This is a genomic window from Streptomyces sp. NPDC037271, from assembly GCF_055603605.1.
In genome coordinates, this window is record NZ_JBVJVN010000021.1 from 75,532 (window position 1) to 99,365 (window position 23,834).

At 72.3% G+C, this 23,834-nt stretch carries 17 protein-coding genes; 10 read left to right on the forward strand and 7 right to left on the reverse strand.

Annotated features, from left to right (window positions below):
* The first annotated feature begins 181 nt into the window (after positions 1-181).
* Both ACZ7G3_RS27725 and ACZ7G3_RS27730 read left to right on the forward strand, forming a co-directional pair.
* On the forward strand, positions 182-1,525 hold the full coding sequence (locus ACZ7G3_RS27725) for a GDSL-type esterase/lipase family protein (protein WP_470928679.1): 1,344 nt from the start codon (positions 182-184) through the stop codon (positions 1,523-1,525).
* Positions 1,526-1,791: 266 nt separating this feature from the next.
* Positions 1,792-2,547, forward strand: a complete 756-nt coding sequence (locus ACZ7G3_RS27730) for an SDR family NAD(P)-dependent oxidoreductase (protein WP_470928680.1) — start codon at positions 1,792-1,794, stop codon at positions 2,545-2,547.
* Positions 2,548-2,660: 113 nt separating this feature from the next.
* Here ACZ7G3_RS27730 and ACZ7G3_RS27735 read toward each other — a convergent pair whose 3' ends face one another.
* From ACZ7G3_RS27735 to ACZ7G3_RS27745, 3 genes are all read right to left on the reverse strand, one after another.
* Positions 2,661-3,737, reverse strand: coding sequence for a P1 family peptidase (locus ACZ7G3_RS27735; protein ID WP_470928681.1), 1,077 nt, complete (start codon positions 3,735-3,737; stop codon positions 2,661-2,663).
* Between the two features lie 265 nt (positions 3,738-4,002).
* Positions 4,003-4,710, reverse strand: coding sequence for a B3/B4 domain-containing protein (locus ACZ7G3_RS27740; RefSeq protein WP_470928682.1), 708 nt, complete (start codon positions 4,708-4,710; stop codon positions 4,003-4,005).
* A gap of 38 nt (positions 4,711-4,748) precedes the next feature.
* On the reverse strand, positions 4,749-5,396 hold the full coding sequence (locus ACZ7G3_RS27745) for an FMN-binding negative transcriptional regulator (protein WP_470928683.1): 648 nt from the start codon (positions 5,394-5,396) through the stop codon (positions 4,749-4,751).
* A gap of 293 nt (positions 5,397-5,689) precedes the next feature.
* Between ACZ7G3_RS27745 and ACZ7G3_RS27750 the strand changes: the two genes are divergently transcribed.
* Positions 5,690-6,265: a helix-turn-helix domain-containing protein gene (locus ACZ7G3_RS27750; protein ID WP_426523462.1), complete on the forward strand. Its 576-nt coding sequence runs from the start codon at positions 5,690-5,692 to the stop codon at positions 6,263-6,265.
* Positions 6,266-6,580: 315 nt separating this feature from the next.
* Here the strand turns inward: ACZ7G3_RS27750 and ACZ7G3_RS27755 are convergent, their stop codons facing one another.
* Positions 6,581-7,630, reverse strand: coding sequence for a pentapeptide repeat-containing protein (locus tag ACZ7G3_RS27755; RefSeq protein ID WP_426555401.1), 1,050 nt, complete (start codon positions 7,628-7,630; stop codon positions 6,581-6,583).
* Between the two features lie 274 nt (positions 7,631-7,904).
* Complete coding sequence (locus ACZ7G3_RS27760; RefSeq protein ID WP_470928684.1) at positions 7,905-8,816, reverse strand: NAD-dependent protein deacetylase; 912 nt, start codon at positions 8,814-8,816, stop codon at positions 7,905-7,907.
* A 362-nt stretch (positions 8,817-9,178) separates the two neighbouring features.
* Here ACZ7G3_RS27760 and ACZ7G3_RS27765 point away from each other — a divergent pair, with 362 nt between their 5' ends.
* Positions 9,179-10,522, forward strand: a complete 1,344-nt coding sequence (locus ACZ7G3_RS27765; RefSeq protein WP_470928685.1) for an APC family permease — start codon at positions 9,179-9,181, stop codon at positions 10,520-10,522.
* Between the two features lie 176 nt (positions 10,523-10,698).
* The gene (locus ACZ7G3_RS27770) at positions 10,699-11,073 is read left to right on the forward strand and encodes a VOC family protein (protein ID WP_426601430.1); all 375 of its coding nucleotides are present in this window, start codon (positions 10,699-10,701) and stop codon (positions 11,071-11,073) included.
* A gap of 416 nt (positions 11,074-11,489) precedes the next feature.
* Here ACZ7G3_RS27770 and ACZ7G3_RS27775 read toward each other — a convergent pair whose 3' ends face one another.
* Complete coding sequence (locus tag ACZ7G3_RS27775) at positions 11,490-14,174, reverse strand: erythromycin esterase family protein (protein WP_470928686.1); 2,685 nt, start codon at positions 14,172-14,174, stop codon at positions 11,490-11,492.
* A gap of 604 nt (positions 14,175-14,778) precedes the next feature.
* Here ACZ7G3_RS27775 and ACZ7G3_RS27780 point away from each other — a divergent pair.
* Positions 14,779-15,876, forward strand: a complete 1,098-nt coding sequence (locus tag ACZ7G3_RS27780; protein ID WP_470928687.1) for a winged helix DNA-binding domain-containing protein — start codon at positions 14,779-14,781, stop codon at positions 15,874-15,876.
* A gap of 114 nt (positions 15,877-15,990) precedes the next feature.
* Positions 15,991-19,431 (forward strand): phosphocholine-specific phospholipase C, encoded by a 3,441-nt coding sequence (locus ACZ7G3_RS27785; RefSeq protein ID WP_470928688.1) that lies wholly within the window; start codon positions 15,991-15,993, stop codon positions 19,429-19,431.
* A 413-nt stretch (positions 19,432-19,844) separates the two neighbouring features.
* Here the strand turns inward: ACZ7G3_RS27785 and ACZ7G3_RS27790 are convergent, their stop codons facing one another.
* The gene (locus ACZ7G3_RS27790; protein ID WP_470928689.1) at positions 19,845-20,636 is read right to left on the reverse strand and encodes a class I SAM-dependent methyltransferase; all 792 of its coding nucleotides are present in this window, start codon (positions 20,634-20,636) and stop codon (positions 19,845-19,847) included.
* A gap of 192 nt (positions 20,637-20,828) precedes the next feature.
* Between ACZ7G3_RS27790 and ACZ7G3_RS27795 the strand changes: the two genes are divergently transcribed.
* From ACZ7G3_RS27795 to ACZ7G3_RS27805, 3 genes are all read left to right on the forward strand, one after another.
* Positions 20,829-22,073 carry a sensor histidine kinase gene (locus tag ACZ7G3_RS27795; protein WP_470928690.1) on the forward strand — a complete coding sequence of 415 codons (1,245 nt, stop codon included), beginning with the start codon at positions 20,829-20,831 and terminating at the stop codon, positions 22,071-22,073.
* Complete coding sequence (locus ACZ7G3_RS27800; RefSeq protein ID WP_470928691.1) at positions 22,067-22,723, forward strand: response regulator; 657 nt, start codon at positions 22,067-22,069, stop codon at positions 22,721-22,723. Before ACZ7G3_RS27795 ends, ACZ7G3_RS27800 begins: the two co-directional genes overlap by 7 nt.
* Positions 22,724-22,832: 109 nt before the next feature.
* Complete coding sequence (locus ACZ7G3_RS27805) at positions 22,833-23,204, forward strand: hypothetical protein (RefSeq protein WP_470928692.1); 372 nt, start codon at positions 22,833-22,835, stop codon at positions 23,202-23,204.
* Positions 23,205-23,834: the final 630 nt, after the last annotated feature.

The following is a 23,834-nucleotide window of genomic DNA, read 5'->3' on the forward strand; positions in this document are numbered from 1 at the left end:
TGGTGGAGGCGACGCGGAGCAAGCCGAGCGACGACGCGGGGCCGCGTTCACGCGACTGCCGTCCGGCCGAGGACGGACCGAGGAGGGGAGGAGGGGGGACCACGGGAGACCACGCGGGGCCGCTCCACGGACGCTCGTGCAGATGACCGACCCGTCCAGCCACGTCGGAAGGCAGGCACCCATGCACCGTCTCCTTGCCCGGGTACTCAGTCCCGCCCAGGCTCCGTCGGCCAGACGCATCGCGGCCGGCCTGGCCTTCACGTTGGCTTCCTCGTGCCTCGCCGCGTCCGCGACGACCGCGGCCACCCCCGCCGACACCCGGTCGGGCAGGCACCCCGGAGCCAACGCCTGGTTCACGTCCTGGGCGAGTTCCCAGCAGAGCCTCGCCCCCACCCCGCTGCGTGATCAGTCCGTTCGGATGATCACCCACCTCAGTCAGGGAGGCGACGCACTCCGGATCCGCGTTCAGAACACCTTCGGCGAGACACCCCTCACCGTCGACGCGGCGACGGTGGGACACAGCAGCGGCACGGGCGCCGCGACGGAAGGCCGCCCACGACCTGTCACGTTCGACGGTCGGCGCGAGGTCGTCGTACCGGCCGGCGGTGAGGTGTGGAGTGACACCACCGTGCTCAAGACCGAGGCCCAGGACGACGTCGCGGCGTCGCTCTCGGTCTCCGGCACGGTGATCCCGGGCCGGCACGACAGTGCCTTTCGCACCAACTACCTGACCGCGGCAGGCTCCGGCGATCACACCGGTGACACGACCGGTGCCGCGTTCACCGAGACGACCGGCTCCACCTACCTGGTCAGCGCCGTCGACGTGCACAACCCGCGACTACGGGGCAGCCTCGTCGCCTACGGCAGTTCGGTGGTCGACGGGTCGGGATCGACGAACTGCGGGCGGGACTGCAGCCGGCCGGGCGCCAACCTCCGGTGGACGGACGTCCTCGCCCGGCGGATCACCGCGGAACTCCCTCCGGAGCGGCGGTTCGCCGTGGTCAACGCCGGTATCGGCGGCACCACCAGCGCCGGGACCTGCCCGGGCATCGGCGAATCCGTGCGTGGCCTGGACGCGTCCGCCCGACTGGAACGAGACGTCCTGTCGCTGCACGGAGTCACCGGGGTCCTCTACTACTACGGCACCAACGACCTCGCGGCCGGCTGCGATGCCGCGGGGATCCTGGCGAGTTACCGGGAGGTCTTCCAGCGGCTGCGTGCCGCGGGGATCAAGGTGTACGTCACGCCCATCACCCCCCGCCCGGGCTACACCGACCAGAACAACCGCGACCGGCACACCGTCGGCACGTTCGTGTCGAAGTGGAACAAGTGCGGCGGTACCTGCGACGGCGTTCTCCCCTTCGACCAAGTACTCAAGGACCCCGTGGAGCCGAACAGCATTTACCCGCCGTACGACACGGGGGACGGAGTACACGCGAACATCGCCGGTCAGCAGGCTCTCGCCGACATCATCTCGCTCCCGATGCTGACAGCGTCGGGCCGCCGATGGCATGAGGGCCGATGACCTGCGCCAGGGCGGTCCCGCGGAACGCGACCGTGTGAGCGATTGACGGCCCCGGCCGGCCCTGCACCGGGGGGCATGCCATCGCCGGCCTTGTTTGCACGCGAACAGTGACATGTGTACTGTGCATATGAAGTGCATGATGCATATTAGTGCTTGTGTGGCGGACATTGCGTCGTGGCCGCCGGTGACGACGCACAAGGACGTCCAGGAGGCCCCCGCTCTCCGTCCGAACCGGGACCGCAGGCGTTCACGAAAGGCAGCGACCCATGAATTCCCTCAGCCTCGAAGGCAAGTCGGCCATCGTCACGGGAGGTGCGTCCGGCATCGGCGGCGCCATCACGAAACTGTTCGTCGCGCGCGGCGCCCGGGTCGTGGTCGTCGACCTCCAGGAGGAGGCCGGAGAGGCGCTCGCCCGCGAAATGGGCGAGTCGGTGGTCTTCCTCCGCGGCGACGTGTCCGACCGGACCGTCGCCGACCGTGCCGTCGCGACCGCCGCCGAACGCTTCGGGAAGCTCGATGTCCTGGTGAACAACGCGAGCGTGTCGCGCCAGAAGCCGTTCGAGGAGCAGACGGACGACGACTGGAACCTCGCCATGAACACCAGCCTGTACGCCACTCGCAACTTCATGCTCGCCGCCCTGCCGGAACTGAAGAAGGCCGGCAGCGCGACGGTCATCAACTTCGGTTCCGGCGCAGGCCTCGACGGCCAGCCCAACCAGGCGTCCTACGCGGCGGCGAAGGAGGCCATCCGCGGACTGAGCCGCGTGGTGGCCAACGAGTGGGCACCGCTCAACATCCGCGTCAACGTGGTCTGCCCGATGGCCATGACGGCAGGTGTGGCCCAGTGGGCCGAGGCGCGCCCCGAGCAGTACGCGCAGTCCGCGGCCAAGGTCCCCCTGGGCCGCTTCGGCGACCCCGACCGTGACGTCGCCCCCATCGTCGCCTTCCTCGCGAGCGACGATGCCCAGTACATGACCGGGCAGACCATCATGGCCGACGGCGGCGCGATCAAACTCCGCTGAGCCCCGCCTGCCGCGGCGCGAGAGCCGCCGAGTGACGCGAAGACGCTGACGGTTGTCCCGCCGCGCTCGGCCCACTGCTGTCAGGGAGGAGGCGGCCGAGCGGGGTTCGGCTCTCAGTGGGAGGGCGGTATCGGCGGGGATGCGAGGGCGTCGAGCAGGAGGTCCGCCGACAGTGCGGGTACGGTCCGGCCGCCGAAGCCGGTGGTCGTGGTTGCCGCGAGCAAGGAATTGAGCACCGCTTCCTCGACTCCGTCGAGGACGGATTCGAACAGCGGGCCGAGTTCGGCATCCGTCACCGGAGTACCGCCCGGTCGCGTACCGAAGGCGACGGCGTAGTCGCCGCTGCCGTGGCTGTAGGCCGCGCCCGTGCGGGCCAGGGCGAACACCGCCCGCCGCGCGACACGGGTGAGCTGCCGGGCGTCGAGAGGGGCGTCCGTGGCCACCACGATCATGCACGAGCCGGTGTCCGCGGCCGGCACCGGACCCTCGGCGCCGACGCACACGGACCGCGGGGTGAGGGTGCGGCCGAGCACCCGCAGCGTGCCGCCGAAGTTCGCCTGCACCAGGACCCCGGCAGTGAAGGACCGGCCTGCCAGGGCCGGGGTACGAGAGGCGGTTCCGATGCCGGACTTGAAACCCAGCGCGACGGTGCCCGTTCCCGCGCCGACGCAGCCCTCGGCCACCGGCCCGCCGGAGGCCGAGTCGAGGGCCGCCCGGACGTGCTCGGCGTGGACGGGCCGTGAGCGAATGTCGGACAGGAGGCCGTCATTGCACTCGCCCACCACGGGGTTGAGGCTGAGTACCTTCTCGCATCCGGGTCGCTGGAGCATCCAGCCGACGACGGCGTCGGCGACGCGGAAGGCCGACAGGGTGGAGGTGAGCAGGACCGGGGTTTCGAGTGTGCCGAGTTCGGCCAGTTGGGTGGTGCCGATGAGTTTGCCGTAGCCGTTGCCGGTGAACACCCCGGCCGGCAGGGGTGTCCGAGGACTGACGAGGTCGGGCACGATGGCGGTGACTCCGCTGTGTACGTCGGGCTGCCGGCGAACGGTGGTGTGTCCGACGCGGACACCCGGCACGTCGGTGATCGCGTTGAAAGGCCCGGTGGCGGCAGATCCGACGACGATGCCGAGGTCACGGGCCCGGCGTCGGGGGGAGCCGGGCGGGGGCTGTGGGTGAGACCGCGCTTCCATGCGGCTGGACGTTACGCGTTGAGCGGGCGAGAGGCCTGCCGGCCGCGGGGCGGCCCGCTGTCCGAGCGGCCCACCCGGCTGCGCGGCGGGCTGGAACCATGCATCCCCGCCCCGCGCCCGGCCGAGCTCGACCCGGGTACCGAAGAAGGCCATGCCCCGCGTCCAGAGCGCTCACGCGTGAGCGCGGGAGGCCGGCAGGCGGTGGCGGCACACGCGTACACCGGCCGAACGGGCGCGGACACGGCCCGGGTCCACACCGCCGACGTCAGATGCCGGCGTGCGGATGGGCGGGGCTGAGGTAGTGCACCGCGGTCTGTTCGGCGTGCGGGACCAGCAGGCCCCGCAGTTCCTCCGCCGCGGCCTTGAGGCAGTCGCCGTCGCGGGTGGCGTGGAGGGTCTCGAGGACGAAGGCGACGTGGGTGGAGTCTTCGGTGACGCGTGTGCGGTGGGCGTCGCGGTGGTTCCAGTGGCGGGTCAGGACGCCGTCGGTGTCGGCGTAGATGATCTCGCCGGGCTTGGACATCTCGACGGTGCCGGGCTCGCCGAGCGGGGTGAACTCCTCGCCGCCGTCCGCGTAGCGGATGTCCACGTCGCCGGTGACGTGGTCGAGGTCGAAGGCGCCGGCCGGAAGTGCGTGACGGACGGAGACGGAGTTGTAGGAATCGACGGCCGGGTTGATACGCGGCAGCGAACGCTTCTTGGTGAGGCGGCGCCCGAGGGCGTCGACGCTGGGGCGGATGCGGCGGGGATTGGTGCCGAAGGAGCGGTAGGCGGTGTGCCATGCCTCGATGCGGGGATCGTTCTCGTCGGCGGGCTGCCAGGTGCCGTCGGCGAGCTGCTGCTCCAGGTTCTCCAGAGCGGCGGTGGTGTCGGGCCAGGCTTCGTGGCCGCGCAGACCGGAGGCGATGACAAGGGCGATGAGTGTGTCGGGGAATGCGTCGGCGACGGCGGGGCTGATGCGAAAGGCGGTCATGAGGGGGTTCCTGTTTCGTACGTGTGCTGGTGGAGGGGTCAGGGCTTCCACGGACCGATGCGGTCCAGTCGGCGCAGCTGCTGGCGTGCGGTGGACACGTCGAGGCCCTGGCCACGCTCGGTGAGGTGGCCGGCGACGGCAGTGCGGTGCGCCACCGGTTTGTGGTCGTCGTACTTGAACTTGGCCCGCACTTCGAGCACTTCCAGCCTCAGGCCTCGGATTCCGGGAAGCATCCGTCCGTACGGGGGGCGGTCGGCGTCGATGGAGGCGTGGTCGCCGTCGGGCTGGAAATGCGCCATCTGGCGGCGCAGCAGCTCGGCCTTGGCCTCGGGCTCGTCGATGATGTGGGCGCGGCAGATGAACTGGACGGCCGCGTAGTAGCTGGTGGGAACGCCGTCGGTGGGCGGGTCCTCGGGCCTGGCGCGCCAGGGGCCGGGGATGAAGGCGTAGTCGCCGATGACGGTGAAGGTGACGTTCGGTTCGTTCTCGATCGCCTTCCAGAGCGGGTTGGGCCGGGCCAGGTGGACCAGCAGCCGGCCGGCGTCGGTGGTGAAGTGGGTGGGAACGGTGAGGGGCGCTTGGCCGGGCAGGCCGTTGACGCTGAGCTGCCCGAAATCGTGACCGTCGCCGACCCAGGCCCGCCATTCGGCTTCGTCCAGGGCGGCGTCCCAGGGCTGGATGAACATCGGGTTCTCCCTGTGTGGAGGGTGCGGCGGTTCGGATGACGGCGAGCGGGCCGGCGGCGACGGCGGTGGTGGTCAGCCGGCGAGGCGCCCGGGAGGAGTCACAGCGGCAGGTCGACCGCGAGCCGGTCCGGGCCCCGCCCGGCACGGTGCCCGGCACCTGCCGCCCTGCAGCCGGCAAGGCCACCGGGCTTCACGGTGGAACGACTCGACCGTACAATGAAACGACCGCAGGTTGTCAACCAAATGACCGTGCGGTCCATTCCAGTGCTGTAAGACGTCAGGACGGTGATCAAGTGCTCGAGGCAGAGGCGGCCTTGCGCGCCCTCGCGCACAACGTCAGAGCCGCACGCACGCGCGCGGGGCTGTCCCTGGACGAACTGGGCCGACGGGCGAAGGTCAGCAAGGGTGCCCTGGTCGGGTTGGAGAAGGCCCAGGGCAACCCGAACTTCGCCACTCTGGTCCGCCTCGCGGACACCCTCGGTCTCTCGGTGTCCGCCCTGATGGACGGACCGGCCGAAGGCCGTGTCCGAGTGGTGTCCGCGGACGCCGTCAGGCCCTTGTGGGCCGGGGAGCGGGGCAGCGAGGCCCGGCTCGTGCTGACCACCTCGGGAGCGGCCCCGGTCGAGGTGTGGCGCTGGAAGCTGGAGCCGGGGGAGGAGTACCCCAGTCACCCGCACCAGGCCGGCGTCGTGGAGACGGTCAGTGTCGTGCACGGCCGGATGACGCTGGTCGTCGACGGCACCGAGCACCCCGTCGAAGCCGGACAGACAGCCACCTACGACGGCGACACCGCCCACACCTACCGCGGCTCGGGGACCGAAACCTGCCACCTGATCATGACCGTCCACATCCCGCCCACGAGAGGGTGACGGCTGCCGGCCGGGGCCCGGGGGGCGCGGTCGGCAGTGAGCGACCCCGCGACCACGGTCTCGGTGCCGGCCGGCGCAGGCCCGCGGGTCCGATTCCGCCGAGCCGCGGCCGGACCGGCGTCGCACCGCCGAAGCGGACGGGCGAATGCGGGCCACATTCACTTCACCGTTCTCGGGCCGTGACGTCTCGGTGGCGGAAGGCGATCACTCGCCGTGGCGAACGGCATCGAGGACGCGAGCGCGATCGCCCTCGCCTGCCCTTGGCGCAGTCGCCGCGCCCGGAGGCTGGGACGCGGCTGTGTCCGACCGCGCCGGTCACTGGGTGGACCGCAGTGGCGGCGCCTGCCACGTCATGCCCGGGGGCTGAAGCAGGGGCGAGGGTTCGGGGCCCGGGTCATCGGTGTCGACGACTCCGGCGGCCGGGTGGTCGAAGCCGACGGGCCAGCGGGTGCGGTCACTGGCCAGGGCACCGGTCAGGCGTGCTTCGGCGAGGTCGGCGGTGCTCAGGTCCGTGCCGCGCAGATCGGTCATGCGGAGGTCGGCGCGGTGGAAGACCGCCCCACGTGCGTCGGCCTTGCGCAGGTTCGCCTCGCGCAGGTCGGTCCCGGTGAAGTCGGCGTCGCGCACATCGGCTTGGACCAGTTTCGCACCCCGCAGGTCGGCCAGCACGCAACGGACCCGTCGGAGAATCGCCGTGGTGAGATCGGCGTGCCGCAGATTGACCGAGACCAGAGAGGCCTGGGTCAGATTGGCGTGGTACAGGCCCGCCGCCTCCATGCAGGCGCGGTCGAAGTTGACCTCGGGCAATCCCAGCCCGTCGCAGTCGGCCCGGCGCAGATCGGTGACGCTGAGATTGACCCATGACTCCTCCCGGTGCCGGCACAGAGAGCCGAGCCCGGTCAGCGCCACCTGGGCGTCGGCGACACGGGTCTCCAGCGGTGCTATGTCGTTGATGGCCACGTCCGCCGCCGGCGACTCGGGGCCGGTGGGCGGCCAGGGCAGACGCGTACGCAGGTACGCGGCCTGGATGGAGATGACGGCGTCCCGGTCGCGGGCGGACTGCTCCGCGATCCGCCGCAGGGCGTGCAGCCCGCCGATGCGTACATCCATTTTGTCGCTGCCGAGCTGGTCGACCGCCCGGCTGAACCGATCGGTGACGTACCCCTCCTGAGTGGCGCGCAGACTTTCCTGGCTCACCCGTACCTGCCGCCAGGTGGCTGACGCGCCGAAGAGCACGACGAGACCGGCGAGTACCTGCAGAAGCGTCGTTCGGACATCGTTCACGGCCTTCAGCCGATCCTGTGCGGCAACGCTCGACCCGGCGAGATCGTGATCGACCACCACAGCCGGCAGGACGACGAACATCGTCCCCAGAACGACCACCACCACCGCCGTCCCGGCCAGCACAGCTGCGACTCCGCGCCCCCTGACGAGCCGACGGCTCAATCGCCTCGGACCGTGATGCGGTCCCCCCGTTTCCATGGCCGGGAGCCTAGGCAGCTCCCGAGGGATGATCAAGAGGAACGGCCGGTCGGCCGATCGGCCCGGGGCGTGAAGAGCCGCAGACGGTGGCCGGCTCGGCGTGGGGCGCGAGAGGCGGGCTGTGGGGTGAGATGTGGTGCGCTGACGTCCGCCACCGTCACGACTCGCCCGGGGCCGCCGGCCTGCCGTCGACGGGGATGCCCAGCCGGTCGGCCACGGTGGTGAGGGCTGTTCCCAGCGGGAGCGCGACCCGGGTGTGGGCGTGCCGGTCGCCCCGTGTCGGGTCCAGGTTGACGATCAGCACCGGCTTCGCGTCCTGAGCCGCCTGACGGACGAACCGGAGCCCGGACATCACCGTCAGTGAGGAGCCCAGGACCAGCAGCGAGGCCGCTTCGCGGACCAGCTCGCGGCAGTGCTCGACCCGCCGCGGCGGAACGGCTTCGCCGAAGAACACCACGTCCGGTTTGAGGATGCCGTCACAGAGAGCGCAGGGCACCACCCGGAAGTCCCCGACCTGTGCGTCGGTGAGGTCGGCGTCACCGTCCGGGTTGATTCCCGCGGCCACCGGCTCGAAGCCCGGGTTGGCCTCCTCCAGCCGGCGGGCGAGTTCACGGCGCGGGCTGAAGGTGCCGCAGGAGAGGCAGACGACCCGGTCCAGGCTTCCGTGGAGTTCCACGACGCCGTCGCTGCCGGCGGCCTGATGCAGGCCGTCGACGTTCTGGGTGATCACACCCGTGAGCAGTCCGTGGCGTCCGAACGCGGCGACGGCGCGGTGCCCGGTGTTGGGACGGGCGCGGCCGAAGGTACGCCAGCCGAGGTGACTGCGCGCCCAGTACCGGCGCCGGGCCCGGGGATCGGCGATGAAGTCCTGGTAGGTCATCGGGGTGTGCCGGCTCAGGCTCCCGCCCTCGCCCCGGTAGTCGGGGATCCCCGACTCCGTGGAGAGGCCCGCCCCGCTGAGCACCAGTACACCACCGGCGCTCAGCGCGTCGGCGACCGGCTCCACATCCGTGGTACCGGGCGGCAGATCCTCGGTGGGCGTCCAGCTCAGAGTGGGGCGCATGCGCATGCCGCCAGGGTACGGAACCGGCCGCCCCCGGTCGCGGGCGGCGGCGACTCGTCCACCGGCGCCGGCGGGCGGCCGCGTACGCGGCGGAAGCCGGGACACCGGCGCCGGCGGGCTGTCGCGTACGCGGTGGAAGCCGGGAAACCAGCGTCAGTGGGTGCCGCCCCAACCGCGGCAACCGGGGCGCAGCCGGCCGCGGATTCCCCCTGGTTCGCTGACCGGGCGCGGGAACGTCGGAAGGTCCCGTCGGCGCGCTTCCGAATGCAGTATGCCCGGGCATGACTCCCCGGCCCCTCGGGCAGGGGACACGTTGTTCTGTGACGAAACCTCGAGGGGGAGCCTCCGTGACCACAGGCGGAAGAGACGTGACTGCCTCGCCGGACGGAGCGGACGACACCCCTTTGCGGCGGGCCATCGGCCCCAGACTGCTGATCCTGTTCGTGATCGGCGACATCCTCGGTACCGGCATCTACGCGACCACCGGGCAGGTCGCGGGCAAGGTCGGCGGGGCGCTGTGGCTGCCGTTCGTCATCGGGTTCGTCGTGGCGGTGCTCACCGCGGCCTCGTACGTCGAGCTCGTCGGCAAGTACCCGAAAGCCGCAGGGGCCGCGCTGTACACCCAGAAGGCGTTCCAGGTGCCGTTCCTGACCTTCATCGTCGCCTTCATGGTCATGTGTTCGGGCCTGTCCTCGGCGAGCGCGGCGGCACGCGCCTTCAGCGGCGACTACCTCGCCGAGTTCACGGACCTCTTCCCGCCCACCCTCATCGCCATCCTGTTCGTCCTCGCCCTCGCGGCCCTCAATCTGCGCGGCGTGTCCGAGTCCGTGAAGACCAACGTGGTCCTCACTCTGGTCGAACTGACCGGCCTGTTCGTCATCCTCGCCGTCGGTGCCTGGGCGGTTCTCACCGGTGACGGTGAACCCTCCCGACTCGGCGAGTTCCAGGCAGGGGGCTCCGGCTACGCGCTGATGACCAGCGTGCTGGGAGCGACCGCCCTCGGCTTCTTCGCCTTCGTGGGCTTCGAGGACTCCGTCAACATGGCGGAGGAGACCCAGGACCCGGCACGTACGTTTCCGCGCGCCATCTTCATCGGCGTCGCCGTCACCGGGACCATCTACGTCCTGGTCGCCCTGGTCTCCTCGCTGCTCGTCGACTACCGCGTGCTGGAAGGCTCCAGCGGCCCGCTGCTGGAGGTCGTCAAGGCCGGCGGGCTGGACTTTCCACCGAAGCTGTTCGCGCTGATCGCCCTGTTCGCCGTCACGAACTCGGCACTGATCAACATCATGATGGCGTCCCGGCTCTGCTACGGCATGGCGAACGAACGCATCCTGCCGCGCGCCCTGGGCCGGGTTCTTCCCCGGCGCCGTACTCCGGTCGTCGGCATCGTCTTCGTGTCGCTGCTCGCCATCGGCCTGGTCTCCACCGGAGAGATCGCGGGCCTCGGCGACACCACGGCCTTCCTGCTCCTGTGCGTCTTCGCCGTCGTCAACATCGCCGTACTGGTTCTGCGCCGCGACCGTGTCGAGCACAAGCATTTCCGTACGCCGACGGCGCTGCCGGTACTGGGCGCGGCCACCTCCCTCATTCTCGCCAGCCCCCTGTCCGACCGGCCCGCGCACGTCTACATCCGGGCGGGCGTGCTGCTGGCCATCGGCATCGGGCTGTGGGTGCTGAACAAGGCGGTGATGAAGGCACGCGGCGAGGCGTGAACGGCGCCATCGAGGCCTGAGCAGTCGTCCACGACGACCGGCGGCGGTCCGGAGTGCGCCTCGCATGTCCGCCGCGACAGCGGGTACGACACCTCCCGAGTTCGTCTGCGTCCCGGCGGTCCGTGGACGGCCGTACGGGGCGTCGCGGATGTGGCCGAAGAGCGAGGGGATCGGAAGTGATTCGAAAGCTGCAGGCGGTCGCGCTGGACTGCGCTGATCCGGTACGGCTTGCGGAGTTCTACGCGGATCTGCTCGGTGGCCGGGTGGTCGCGGACCGGGAGGACCCGGACTGGGTGGAGGTGCACGGGTTCGAAGGGACACCGCTGGCCTGCCAGCGGGTGGACGGTTACGAGCCGCCCGCGTGGCCCGGCCAGGAGCGCCCGCAACAGCTCCACCTGGACTTCGACGTGGACGATCTCGACGGGGAGGAGAAGCGTGCACTCGCCCTCGGCGCGACCGTGCTGGAGCGGACGGACCAGCTCCGCACGGAGGCCAATTGGCGGGTCTACGCGGACCCGGCCGGCCATCCGTTCTGCCTCTGTCTCCACTGAGTCCCCCGGGCCCGCCGCCCCGCCTCGATGACTGCCGCCGCCCGCACGGGCGCCATGAGCGCGAAGCCGGGCGCCTACCGTCCTGCGCCGGCACAGCCGCCGCCACGGCAGGCCCAGGAAGCAGATGCCGGGTTCACCGGCCATCCCTCGGCGCTGCTTCGGCCGGCCGTTCCCGGCGAACGTGTCGATTTCCGGGCCGGCGTGGGGCGCGACGAGCGCGCCGTACGGGAACCGCGGGGCGTCCCGGTCGTCCGGCGCGGACCGGCTGCCCCCGCACCGGGCGGCCGACCGTCCACGGACCGCCGGGGACGCAGAGGAACACGCGGTGCCGGAGCCGAGGGAGTCGGCGCCGGCACCACGTGCGTGGGACGGTCGCCTTGCCGCAGCGGAGGAGCGGCCGGCCGCCGGCGCAAGGGTCAGTGGCGCGGAAGCAGGCGGCTCGGCCGGATCTCGTGCAGGTGCACCACCACGTCCGCCGACCTCAGCAGATTGACCGAGTCCGGGTCCCGGGGCCAGTGCGTGCCGATCTCCCGTTTGGGACGGGTCACGGCCAGCCAGGCGCGGACGGCGGGCGGCGCGGTGCGCAGGTCGAGGTACCAGTCCCGGTGGCTCACCCGGTCCAGGGTCTGCTCGACCGAACCGGCCGCGACCGGCCCGGAGCGGAACTCCTTCACGTCCTCGTCGCGGGGGTTGGAGACGCCCTTGTCGGTGGCGTGGAAGGAGCCGTGGTCGAAGGCCAGGCCCACGACCAGGTAACCGTTCCCGAGCGCGCGGCGGAGCAGGCCGCCCTGGATGACCGGGTAGTCCGGGTCGTAGCCCTCCAGGTACACGTGGCCGTTGTGGGCGGCCAGCACCGCCCGGGCGCCGGTCTGCCGGAGCCACCAGAGGGTGTTCTCCGTCATCACGGTGTCGCGGTAGGCCAGGGCCTCGCGTTCGTCGGCCGGGTCGTCGTAGTCGAAGGCGTTCTGGCGTGCGACCTGATGGACGATCTCCGCGTTCCGCACCGCCCGGGCGTGGTCGTCCCCTGCCACGGTGCGCCCGGCGAAGCTCCGGGCGCGCAGCAGCTCCACGACGCGTCCGGTCCGTTCGGCCTTCTCCCGCCGCAGGGCCGGGGGTTCCTCGATGGCGGCCACCATGTACTCGCCGGCGGGCAGGGTGGGGCGCAGTCCCCGGTACAGCCCGGTGACGGCGGGCAGCAGGTCGGGGTGGGCGCGCCGGACGTGGTCGACGACCCGGTCGTACAGATCGGGGCCCGCGTAACTGCTGTCGTTGCCGGCGAACCTGACCGGGTCGTCGGGGTGGGCGACGTTGTACGCGCGCATCCAGCGGATCAGGTCCAGCACCTCGCCGGTCCGCATGAACAGGTAGGCGTTCTGGAACTCCTCGGACACGATCCGGGCGGGGTCGCCGCGCCCGGTGAGCAGATAGTCGTCCAGGCGGAGCCCCGCGCTCCAGGGGGCTTCGAGGACGAGGGAGCGGAAACCCTTCTCCTCGACCAGGTACCGGAACACCCGGTGCTGGAGGGCGAGGAAGTCGCGGGAGCCGTGGACGGCCTGCCCGACGCCGACCAGCCGGGCGTCACCCACCGCCTCCCCCAGGGCGCGCAGGTCGTCGAAGGGGCCGACGGGCTCCACGGTGCGCAGCGGACGGGCCGCCTCCTCCAGGGCGGGCAGCAGACCGGTGGACGTCCCCGGAGTGTGGGGCCGCTGCTCGGCCGCTGCACGGGCGAGTCTCCGGCTCGGCCGGATCTCGTCCAGGTGCACCACCAGGTCCATCGACCTCAGCAGGTTGACCTGGTCGCCGGTCGGCGGGTAGTCGGTGCCGATCTCCCGTTTGGGCCGGGTGACGTCCAGCAGGGCGCGGGCTGCGGGCGGCGCGGTGCGCAGGTCGGCGTACCAGTTCCGGTGACCCACCCGGTCCAGGACGTACTCGGCCGAACCGGGAGCGGCGGGCTCCACCTCGACCCGTCCGACGTCCTGGTCGGCCGGATTCTGCAGACCCTGCGCGGTGGCGTGCACGGCGCCCCGGTCGAAGGAGAGCCCCACCGCCAGGTAGCCGTCGCCCAGCCGTTGCCGGAGCACCGATCCCTGGGGGAGGGGGAGGGTGGGGGTGGAACTCCTGGTGTACAGGTGGCTGTTGTGTCCGCCGAGCACGAGTCGGTGGCTGGTGTGGCGGTGCCACCACAGGGTGTTCTCCGCCATGGCGGTGTCGCGGTGGGCCATGGCCTCCGGCCCGTTCCGAGGGTCGGAGAGGTCGAAGGCGTACAGGCGCGCCACCTGGTCGATGACGGTGGCGTGCTGGAGCGCCCAGGCGTGCTCCTCGTCCGTCCCGGCGGGTTCGCGGGCGCGGAGCAGTCCGAGGACGCGTCCGGTGCGTTCGGCCCGTGCGCGACGCTCGTCCAGGGGCTCGGTCACGGCGGCGCGCATCCACGCGTCGACGGGCAGGGTGGGGCGCAGCCCCCGGTACAGCTCGGTGACGGCGGGCAGCAGGTCGGGGTGGGCGCGCCGGACGTGGCCGACGACCCGGTCGTACAGCTCCGGACCGGCGTAGCCGTTGTCGTTGCCGGCGAACCTGACCGGGTCGTCGGGGTGGGCGACGTTGTACGCGCGCATCCAGCGGATCATGTCCAGGTACTCCTGGCTGTGCAGCAGCAGGAAGGCGTTCCGGAACTCTTCGGACATGATCCGGACGGGATCGCCGCGCTCGGTGAGCAGGTAGTCGTCCAGACGGAGCCCCGCGCTCCAGTTGGCCTCCAGGACGAAGGAGCGGAAACCCTTCTCCTCGACCAGGTACCGCAGCACCCGGTGCCGGAAGGTGACGAAGTCGTGGGAGCCGTGGGCGGCCTCGCCGACGCCGACCACCACGGCGTCACCGACCGCCTCCCCGAAGGGCCGCAGGTCCTCGACAGCGCCCGAGGGCTCGGTGGTGCGCAGCGGACGGGCGGCCTCCTCCAACGCCTGCAGCGGGTCACCGGTTGGAGTGGGAGACCCGTCTGAGGCCCCTGGCCCCCCACCGGCCGGCACCGCGGCGACCGTCCCGGGGACGACGGCGAGCCAGACGAGCAGCGCGACGGCGAGCCGCCTTGATATGAGGGGTGCCATGACGCCAGCATTCCTGCCCGGGCGTCGGGCCGCGCTCCGTATGTCACCTGGTCGGAGCAATGCCGCGGGCGGCGGACGGGCCGCCGACGTGTTGTCCCGGGCCCTTGCGGGCTTCGCGGGATGCCGCCGGGAGCGACGGTGCCGACCGCCTCCGTGAACGGGTGCCCGTCATTCCGCCCGCAGTAGAGGACACAGGCTGACCGCTAATCCTGCGACGGTGGGATCAGAGCCACCCCGGGACCAAGAACTGCCGGGGCGACGCGCGTCGGGCGCGCATGTCCGTGTTCGGCGGACGCACCGGCGCCGTCACCTACCAGGAAACCGGCAACGTGCGGAACGAGAACGAGAACCAGGCGGACCGGGCGATCCGGGGCGAGGCGGCCGGGGGACCGCAACGGCCGAGCCGGCCGACTCGACACAGTACGACGGGCGCCGCCGACGACACGACGGCACCCGGCAGACAAGCGGAAGGAAGCGAATCACGTGCGCATACGACAGCCGGGGCGGCGGACCGGCCCCGTGGACGTCCCCCGCACTCCCCCCTCACCGTCCCACCCCGTTCCGCGCCGGCGTCCGGCCACCGAGCGAGCCGCGGCCTGAGAACATGACCGTCCTCGACACACGCGCCCTCAACCGCGCCACCCTCGCCCGCCAGTACCTGCTCGGGCGCGCGGACACCTCCGTCCACGACGCCGTGGCGCACCTGTGCGGAATGCAGGCGCAGGAACCCCAGGAACCCTTCATCGGCCTGTGGTCCCGGCTGCACGCCTTCCGACCGCAGGACCTGGACGACGCGCTGACAGGCCGTAAGGTCGTGCGTACGCACCTGATGCGCCGCACCGTCCACCTCGTCACCGCCGACGACGCGCTGGCCTGGCGAGCCCGCCACGACACCATGCTGCGCCAGCGGGTGATGGCCACCTACCGGAGCGAACTCGCGGGCATCGACGTGGAGGAGGTCGCCGCGGCAGGCCGAGCGGTCATGGCCGACCAGCAGCCCCGCACCATGGCCGCACTCGTCGAGCAACTGGAAGGCCGTTGGCCGACGCCCCCGCGCCGTGTCCTGGGCGAGCTGCTCGTCGCGGCCCTCGTCCCGATGGTTCAGCTCCCGCCCCGAGGCCTGTGGCGCACCAGGGCCGGTGTCCGCAACCTGCCCCTGGCCACCTGGCTCGGGCGCGACATCGACCCGCTCTCCTCCGACGATCGAGACCCGACCGGGCAGCAGATGGTACGGCGCTACCTCGCCGCCCACGGTCCCGCCGCCACGGCCGACCTCCGTTCCTGGTGCGGCCTCGCCGGACTTCCCGCCGCGGTCGAGGCCATCCGCGAAGAGCTCGTCGCCTTCCGCGACGAACGCGGCCGGGTGCTTCTCGACCTTCCCGACGCGCCGCGCCCACACCCGGACACTCCCGCACCCGTCCGGTTCCTGCCGGCCTTCGACAACGTGATCCTCGGCTACCACGACCGCAGCCGCATCATCGACGACGCCCACCTCGGCCTGTCCGTCGCCGGCCGACGCGCCGTCCTCGTCGACGGACGCGTCGCCGCCACCTGGACCGTGCACGACGAACAGCTCGCCATCACCCCACTCCGCCCTCTTTCCAGCCCGGAGCGAGAAGCAGTCCACGCCGAAGCCCTGGCCCTGACCGCCTTCCTGGACGAGGGCGTCGAGCGCGTACACATCACCGCGGACAGCGCCTGAGCCGCTTGTCCGGCGTACGGGCGACGGAACAGCCGATGTCGTGTGGTGAACGGCCGGCGAAAATCCGTTGCCCAGGGTTATGCCGTGAGGTACGAGCGCCTTAACGTCCCCGACATGTCTGACGTTTCCCGCCGCAAGGTTCTCGGCACCCTCGCCGGTGGAGCCGGCTTCTCCCTCCTGCCCCCCTCGCTCCACCGGGCCATGGCCGCGCCGATGCCGCGCGGCGGCCTGCGTGCCGTCGAACACGTGATCGTCCTGATGCAGGAGAACCGCTCCTTCGACAACTACTTCGGCGCCCTCAAGGGGGTGCGAGGCTTCGGCGACCGTACGCCCCTGCGGCTGCCCTCGGGGGCCGACGTCTTCCGGCAGCCGCGGCCCGGCGGCGGCGAGGTCCTGCCGTTCTCGGCCCGCCGGGCGGCGCTCGACGCGGGCCGCCCGGAAAGCGACATCCAGTATCTGGGTTCGCTCCCGCACGCCTTCCGCGACGCCGTGCAGGCCCGGGGGAACGGCTGGTGGAACGACTGGGTCGCCGCCAAGACCCAGAGCACCATGGCCTTCTACGACCGGCGCGACATCCCGCTCCAGTACGAACTCGCCGACCGCTTCACGATCTGCGACTCCTACTTCTGCTCGGTCTACGGCTCGACCAACCCCAACCGCAACTACCTGTGGACCGGCACCACCGGTTACGAGCCGGACGGTGTCAACCGGGCCCTGACCAACGCCGCCTACGACCACCGCCACGCCGGATACGGCTGGACCACGTACCCCGAGCGCCTGGAGGCCGCGGGCGTCGACTGGCAGATCTACCAGGAGTGGGACAACTTCACCGACAACGCGGTGGAGTACTTCCGGCCCTGGAAGGAGATCGGCCGGAAGATCCTCGCCGGGGTCGGCGGACAGTACTCCACCACCGAGCAGTTCTACGACAGCCTGTGGGCCAGGACGCCGGAGCAGCGCAAGACCGCGCTGGCCGAGTTCCAGCGGGGTGTCGACGCGCTGACCGAGGCCGAACGCCGGCTGTTCCTGCGGGGCGCCTACCGCTCCGAGCCGGACACCCTCGTCCGGCGGATCCGGTCCGACATCGACAAGGGCACGCTGCCCGCGGTCAGTTGGATCGTTCCGACGGCGGCGCTGTCCGAACACCCCAGCAGCTCCACCCCCGTCGGCAGCGCCAACCTGGTCTACGACCTCCTCGACGCCCTCGCGAGCGACCCGGACACCTGGTCGAAGACGGTGCTGTTCATCAACTTCGACGAGAACGACGGCTACTTCGACCACGTGCCGGCCCCGGTCGCGCCGCGGCCGGCCTCGGGAAACGACGACGACTGGTCCGACGGAAGCCCGGTCGGCCCCGGCCCGCGCGTGCCGATGACGATCGTGTCGCCCTGGACGGTGGGCGGCTTCGTCAGCTCGCAGGCGTTCGACCACACCTCGGTCATCCGGTTCCTGGAGAAGTGGACCGGCGTCCACGAGCCCAACATCAGCGCCTGGCGCCGCAGCGTGTTCGGTGACCTGACCGCCGCCTTCGACTTCCACCGCACCTACCGGCAGCCCCGGGTCGAGCAGCCCGCTCCCGTACCGGACGCGGTCGGCCGCTGGAACCCCGTACCGCCGGGCGAGCAGTCGCTCCCCGAACAGGAGGCCGGCACGCGCCGCACGCGTCCCTCCCCCTACCGGCCGTCCCTGCGCTCCGACGTCACCCGCACCGGCGTCCGCCTCCGCCTCGGCAACGACAGCGCCGACGCCGCCGTCTGGTTCTCCGCCTACCCCGGCGACGGCACCGCCCCCCGTACCTGGACGGTGCCCGCGCGCGGACGAGCCGACCACACGGTCGAGTACGGCGCCGACGGCTACGACCTGCATGTGCACGGACCGGGCTGGTCCGTGTGGGAGCTGCGGGGCACCGGCGTGGGCGCCGAGGCGTACCTCTCCGAGCGCCAGGGCGCCGGCCACGTGAGTATCGTCTGCTCCAACCCCTCCTCCCGCACCCGCAGGCTCCTCGTCGGCGAGTCGGTCCACTCCCACAGGCACGGCGACCGGGTGCGCGCCATCACCCTCGGACCCGGCACGTCCCGCACGGTGCGGCTCGGTCTGCCGGACCACGGCTGGTACGACATCGTGGTCGTCGACTGGGACGACCCGGCCTTCCTGCGCCGCATGACCGGCCGCCGGTCCCACAACAGGCCCGGCGTCACCGACCCGGCGACCGGCACGGCCCCGGCGCTGACCGCGGTCATCGGCCTGCCCGAGCCCCAGCCCTCCCTGGACACGCCGTTCGCGCAGGGCAACCCGACCGATGTCGTCGTCACCGTGCGCAACGACAGCCAAGACCGGCTCGACGGGCTCTTCGCCGCCCTGACCGCCCCGTCCGGCTGGACGGTCGAACGGTCCGGCACCACCCCCGCGACCCTCGCGGCCGGCGACTCGGCCGACGTGCGCTTCACGGTCACGCCCGCCCGGAACGCCACCGCCGGACGACTGGTCGTCGCCGCACACGCCCAGGGCGACGGTCTGCTCAGGCTCGCCGACGCCCGCGTGCAGGTCCGGGTCGCCCCCGCCCTGAGCGTCACGCTGACCGGTCCGGCGAGCTCACCCGGCACCGACGGCGCCGTCCTGTCGCCGGGCCGAGCGGCCACCGTGACGGCCACCGTCGTCAACGCGGCCGGCACGCCCCTCACGGGCCTGGCCGCCACGCCTGCCCTCCCGCAGGGCTGGCAGGCCACTCCCAGGGGCACCGCGCCGACATCGGTTCCGGCGCGCTCGAACGCGACCCTGGCCTGGGACGTCGTCGCGCCCGCCACGGCGGCCCGCGTCTCCGCCACGCTCCGGGCGACCGTCACGGCGAAGCTGGGCGGCAGCGGTACGGAGGTGTCCGCGTCCCTGCCCGTCAGAACCGGCCCCGTCATGACCGGTCACCTCCTCGCGGAGGACTTCGAGTCCGCCGCCCCCGCGCTCGCCCCGGCCGCCGATCTCAGCCGCCCCGGGCTGCTCGGCTGGACCCGGACCGCCCCCGAGGGCTGGACGGTCACCAACGCGCCGGACATGCCGCAGGGCACGCGGGAGTTGCAGGGCTGGACGTTCATGACCAAGCAGTTCTGGTTCCCCGCCGGGCAGAACCGTCCCGGCTTCACCCGCGCCCTCGGCGTCGTCGCCGTCAGCGACCCCGACGACTGGGACGACAACGGCGGCCCGTCCGGCCGGGGCCGGTTCGACTCGACCCTGACCAGCCCGGCGGTGGCCGTCCCGCCCGGCACCCCCACCCTGCACCTGGGCTTCGACTCCCACTACCGGCAGGAGAGCCCGCAGGAGGCCGAGGTCACCGTCGAGTTCGATTCCGGCGGCAAGGTGCGGCTGCTCCACTACAGCGCCGCGACCTCCGGGAACACCAACCAGGGCCGGGACCAGGAGAACCGCCTGGTCCGGCTCTCCTGCCCCGTCCCGGACGGGGCCACATCGGCGAAGGTGGCCTTCCGGGTCTTCAACGCGGGCAACAACTGGTACTGGGCGATCGACAACGTCCGCCTGGGGACGGCCCCGATCACCGACGCCTGACCCGCCCACGCGGCCGCCGAGGGCGGGGTGGGAGGTGGGACAGGGCAGCACCCCTCCCGGCATGCAGAAGAGGGTGCCGAGGGAGCCGGCGGGGGAGCGACAGGTCCACCGCCGCGCCCGGGTCGGAGACGACACGAGGCGGAGGCCCCGGCGGGTCGTGCCGTGGTCTGCTCCGGGTGAGGGCGGCGCAGGCCGGTGGCGAACGGTGCGGTCGGGCGTGCGGTCGGACAGCTTCGCACCCAGACGCATGACCGGAAGCGGTATCCCGGCCGGCGGTGCAGCGGGAGCGCGGTCCGCGGGCTCGAGCCACGCCGCGGGGCCGTCTCGGCCTCGATCGGGCACCGGTGGGACCTGCCCGGCCCGGGGCGCCGGGCGGGAGCTCGGGGACGGCCCCGGGCGCCGGCCCGGTGCCCTCAGGAACGGCCACCGCCCTCGGGCCGGTGCGTCACGCGGATCTTGGACTGGCCGTGCCCGAGGTCCTCCCAGTCCTCCATGAAGCGCGCCGCGAGGCCGTGCTCGGCGGCCAGGGCGATCAGCGTCTCGGTCCGGTAGTAGAAGTCCTCCCGCAGCACGTGATGTTCCTCGCCCTCTGTCCGGTCGAAGGTGAAGTCGAACCAGCCGCCCGGCGCCAGGACGCGGCCGATGTGGGCGAAGCACTCCTCGATCACCGGTAGCGGGGAGTGCGAGAACACGCTGTGCGCGTGCACCACGTCGAAACGGCCCTCCGGCAGGAAGCCCAGCGTGAGATCGCGGACCGGCGTCAGCGCGGGCAGCCGGTCCTGAAGGCCCTGGGCCTTGAGGGTGTCCTGCGCGGAGACGAGTATGTCGGGGGAGATGTCGACGCCGTAGTAGTGGCCGGCGTCGAGGTACTCGATGAAGCGCCAGCCCGCCCGCAGGTTGCCGCAGCCGATCTCCAGCATCCGGTGCTCCGGACGCAGCCCGTGGCGCAGCAGGTAGTCGAACTGCATCTGTCCCAGCGCGAGCCAGCGCTCCCGGCTGCGACTGCCCACCGCGGCGTCCGGGTCGCGGCGTGTGTCGGACCGCATGACCGCCCGGTAGTAGGAGACATGGTCCGGCGAGCGGTACCGCAGCCACGCGTCGCGAGCGGTGCGACGCAGGTGGCGCGGCACCCGGCCGGGGTGGCGCACTGCGTAGGACAGGCGGTGGGTGAGGGAGGCGCGGTTGGCCGTGAGGTTCATGGGCATGCGGTGCTCGATCTCCGTAGGGGCCGTGCGTGTCCCAGCAGTCTCACCGCTGTGCCGGTCCCGCTCTTCGGACGTACGGCTGGTCCGAGGAGCCGGCGGGACCATGCGAAGATCAGCCGATCGGATGACGCGCCTCACAGGGTGCGCCTGTATCTGTGGTGAGACGGGGATCGGCGAGACGACGGGGACACGGTGGAGCGAGACGCCATACGGCCGGATCCCGAGGCGCGGTGGCTGACCGCCGCCCTGCACGTCGCCTTCGTGCTGCTGCTCGGCGGCGCGATCGCCCGCCTGCTGACCCACGACCGGGGCGACGGCGCCCGCACCGCCGTGACGCTCGTCCTGTTCCTCCTGTTCGGGGCGCTCTACCTGCTCGGACTGCGGTGGGCGCCCGCGCCGCGGTACGGGGAGCGCCCCGCCACCCGGCATCTGCTCTGGCTGAGCGCGGTACTCGCCGTCTGGATGGTTCTGCTCGCCCTGGAACCGAGCGCCACGTGGTGCACCATGCCGCTGCTGTTCACCGGACTGCACCGTTTGCCGGTGCGGCTCGCGGTGCCGCTCGCCGCCGTGCTCGTCGCCCTCGTGGTGGTCTCCGAACTACGCGTCCTCACCGGCCCGTTCAATCCCAACCTGGCGATCGCCCCGGTCGCGCTCGGTACGGTCGCCACGGCCGTCCTGGTCGACAGCAGACAACTGACCGTCCGGCAGCGCCTGCTCATCGACGACCTGGTGCGCGCCCGCGGCGAACTGGCCGCCACCGAACGGCACGCCGGCATCCTCGCGGAGCGCCAGCGCCTGTCGGCCGAGATCCACGACATCCTCGCGCAGAGCCTGTCCAGCCAGCAGATGCTGCTGCAGGCGGCCGACCGCCGCTGGCACACCTGCCCGGACACCGCGCACGGGCATGTGCGCGACGCCGCCGCGGCAGCCGAGCGTGCGCTCGCCGAGGTCCGCCGGTTCGTCCGCGACCTGACGCCGCTGGACCTCGCGGAGAACACCCTCGTGCAGGCACTGCGAGCCCTCGCCGCGCCGGACGGCGGAGCGGAACCGGGACCGGCCGTCGAGTTCCGGCTGGACGGGACCCCAGACGCCCCCGGCTCTCTGCCCGGGCCCGTCGAGGCAGCCCTGCTGCGGGTCACCCAGCAGGCGCTGGCCAACGTACGGGAGCACGCCGGGGCGGCCCGGGCCGTCATCACCCTGACCTGTCTGGAGGACCGGATCACCGTGGACATCGCCGACGACGGGCGCGGCTTCGACACGGGCCGGCCGCCTCGCCGGGGCCGGGCCTCCACCCGCGGTCACGGCCTCCCGGGCATGGTCAGGAGGGCCCGACAGGCGGGCGGGACGCTCGCGGTCGAGTCGGCGCCCGGTGAGGGGACGGTGGTCACGATGTCCGTGCCGCTCGCCGAGAACGGCGCCGGAAGGCAGGCGTGGTGACCCCGGCCGCCGCCCCCGCAGTCCGTGTACTGCTCTGCGACGACCACGCCGTCGTACGCGCGGGACTGCGCGCCCTGCTGTCCAGCACCGGCGGCATCGACGTGGTCGGCGAGGCCGGCAGCGGCGAAGAGGCCCTGGTGATGGCAGCGCGGCTGAAGCCGCACGTGGTGCTCATGGACCTGCAACTGGGCGCCGGCATGGACGGGGTGGCGGCCACCGGCCGGCTGACCGCCCAGAGCGGTCCGGACGGACCCGCCCCGCGCGTGCTGGTCCTCACGATGTTCGACACCGACGCCGACATATCCCGTGCCGTGGCGGCGGGTGCCACGGGCTATCTGCTCAAGGCCGAGCGGCCGGAGCGGCTCTTCGCGGCCGTCCGGGACGCCGCCGCGGGACGCACCGTGCTGTCGGGACCGGTCACCGACCGGGTCGTCGCCCGTCTGCGCACCCCGGGCCCCGCCCTCACCGAGCGCGAGCGCGACATCCTGGGCAGGCTCGCCGAGGGCCTGGGCAACCGGGAGATCGCCCGGGCCCTGTTCCTCAGCGAGGCCACGGTCAAGACCCACCTGGGGCGCGTGTACGCCAAGTTGGGTGTGCGGACCAGAGCGGGCGCGGTGGCGGCCGCGGCCCGCCACCGTCTGCTGCCGTGAACGACGGCGGGCATGGGACGCACGACATCCGCGACCGCCGCGCTCACCGGGCTGTTGTCCGCCCGGCGCGGCCGGCGACATGGAACCGAGGCTCCTGGAGGGAACGGACATGGGATACAACGGGGTATCGGAAGAGCGCCCTGGGCGTACGCGTGCCGAGCGGGTGACCGAAGGACTGACCGTCGCCGTGGCGTCGGTCCTCTCGTCGGTCCTGCTGACCGGACCGGCCGTGGTGTTCGGTACGACCGCCTGGCACCTGGTCACCGACCCCGGTACCACCGCGTTCAGCCGGTTGTTGACGCCGGTGCTCTTCCTCGCTCTCGTGGCGCTGCCGCTCGTCCTGGCCCGTGTGGCCTACCGCGTGGGCCGGCGCAAGGGCAGGGAGCGGCTGACGGCGGCGGTCCCGGCGGTGCTGACGCTGCTCGGCGCGTCAGTAGTGCTGTTCGCGGCCCTGTGCCTGGTCGTCGTGTACGCGGACTGACGGTGCTGTGGCTGTTCCTGCTGGTGACGACCTGCGGGGCGCCACAGCACGCCGCCGGCATACCTCTGCCAGGTCCGGCTCGACGCGGAGCCGTGATCAGTGCGGCGCCGACGGCGCAGGAGCCCGTTGACGGTGCTGACCACGACACGGTCCGGACGCTCGGCCCGGCTGGTCCGGATCCCCATCGGTACGGCCGTACACACACCGTGCGCCGGTCGTGGTGCCGGGTGGGGCGGAGGTCCGGCGGCCCGGCGATCCGGGCCCGGCGGGCAGGGGCCGGTGCTCTGGCGGGGCAGGCGGCCCGCGGGCGCGGGTACCGAAGGCCGCCTGGGACGCGGGCCGGGTGAGCCCTTTCGGCGGGCTCGGCTTGCTCCCACGGCGATGGCAGGTTGGCGGTGGCCGGGTCGGCCCCCGCCGGGCGCAGCCGGGCGAAGACGGCGATCACCGGACAGGTACACCGGCCGGCCGCCTCGGGAGTGGGGACCTTCGGCCGTGCCCACCCCAGTGTCCGCCCCAAAAAGCCGGATGGTGTGCTCAACGTCGAAGCGCCGCCACAAGACACGCCTTACCGGGCCGACCTGGGGGTTCGATGGCATCGGGCCCCGATCACCACGACCACGACGGCTTCGG

What these genes read in the sequence shown, in the direction of transcription:
- ACZ7G3_RS27745 (WP_470928683.1), bottom strand. Translation starts at nt 5,396, where the DNA reads ATGTTCATCCAGCCCTGGGACGCCGCCCTGGACGAAGCCGAATGGCGG.
- ACZ7G3_RS27730 (WP_470928680.1), top strand. Translation starts at nt 1,792, where the DNA reads ATGAATTCCCTCAGCCTCGAAGGCAAGTCGGCCATCGTCACGGGAGGT.
- ACZ7G3_RS27735 (WP_470928681.1), bottom strand. Translation starts at nt 3,737, where the DNA reads ATGGAAGCGCGGTCTCACCCACAGCCCCCGCCCGGCTCCCCCCGACGC.
- ACZ7G3_RS27790 (WP_470928689.1), bottom strand. Translation starts at nt 20,636, where the DNA reads ATGCCCATGAACCTCACGGCCAACCGCGCCTCCCTCACCCACCGCCTG.
- ACZ7G3_RS27755 (WP_426555401.1), bottom strand. Translation starts at nt 7,630, where the DNA reads ATGTTCGTCGTCCTGCCGGCTGTGGTGGTCGATCACGATCTCGCCGGG.
- ACZ7G3_RS27740 (WP_470928682.1), bottom strand. Translation starts at nt 4,710, where the DNA reads ATGACCGCCTTTCGCATCAGCCCCGCCGTCGCCGACGCATTCCCCGAC.
- ACZ7G3_RS27780 (WP_470928687.1), top strand. Translation starts at nt 14,779, where the DNA reads ATGACCGTCCTCGACACACGCGCCCTCAACCGCGCCACCCTCGCCCGC.
- ACZ7G3_RS27775 (WP_470928686.1), bottom strand. Translation starts at nt 14,174, where the DNA reads ATGGCACCCCTCATATCAAGGCGGCTCGCCGTCGCGCTGCTCGTCTGG.
- ACZ7G3_RS27760 (WP_470928684.1), bottom strand. Translation starts at nt 8,816, where the DNA reads ATGCGCATGCGCCCCACTCTGAGCTGGACGCCCACCGAGGATCTGCCG.
- ACZ7G3_RS27725 (WP_470928679.1), top strand. Translation starts at nt 182, where the DNA reads ATGCACCGTCTCCTTGCCCGGGTACTCAGTCCCGCCCAGGCTCCGTCG.
- ACZ7G3_RS27785 (WP_470928688.1), top strand. Translation starts at nt 15,991, where the DNA reads ATGTCTGACGTTTCCCGCCGCAAGGTTCTCGGCACCCTCGCCGGTGGA.
- ACZ7G3_RS27805 (WP_470928692.1), top strand. Translation starts at nt 22,833, where the DNA reads ATGGGATACAACGGGGTATCGGAAGAGCGCCCTGGGCGTACGCGTGCC.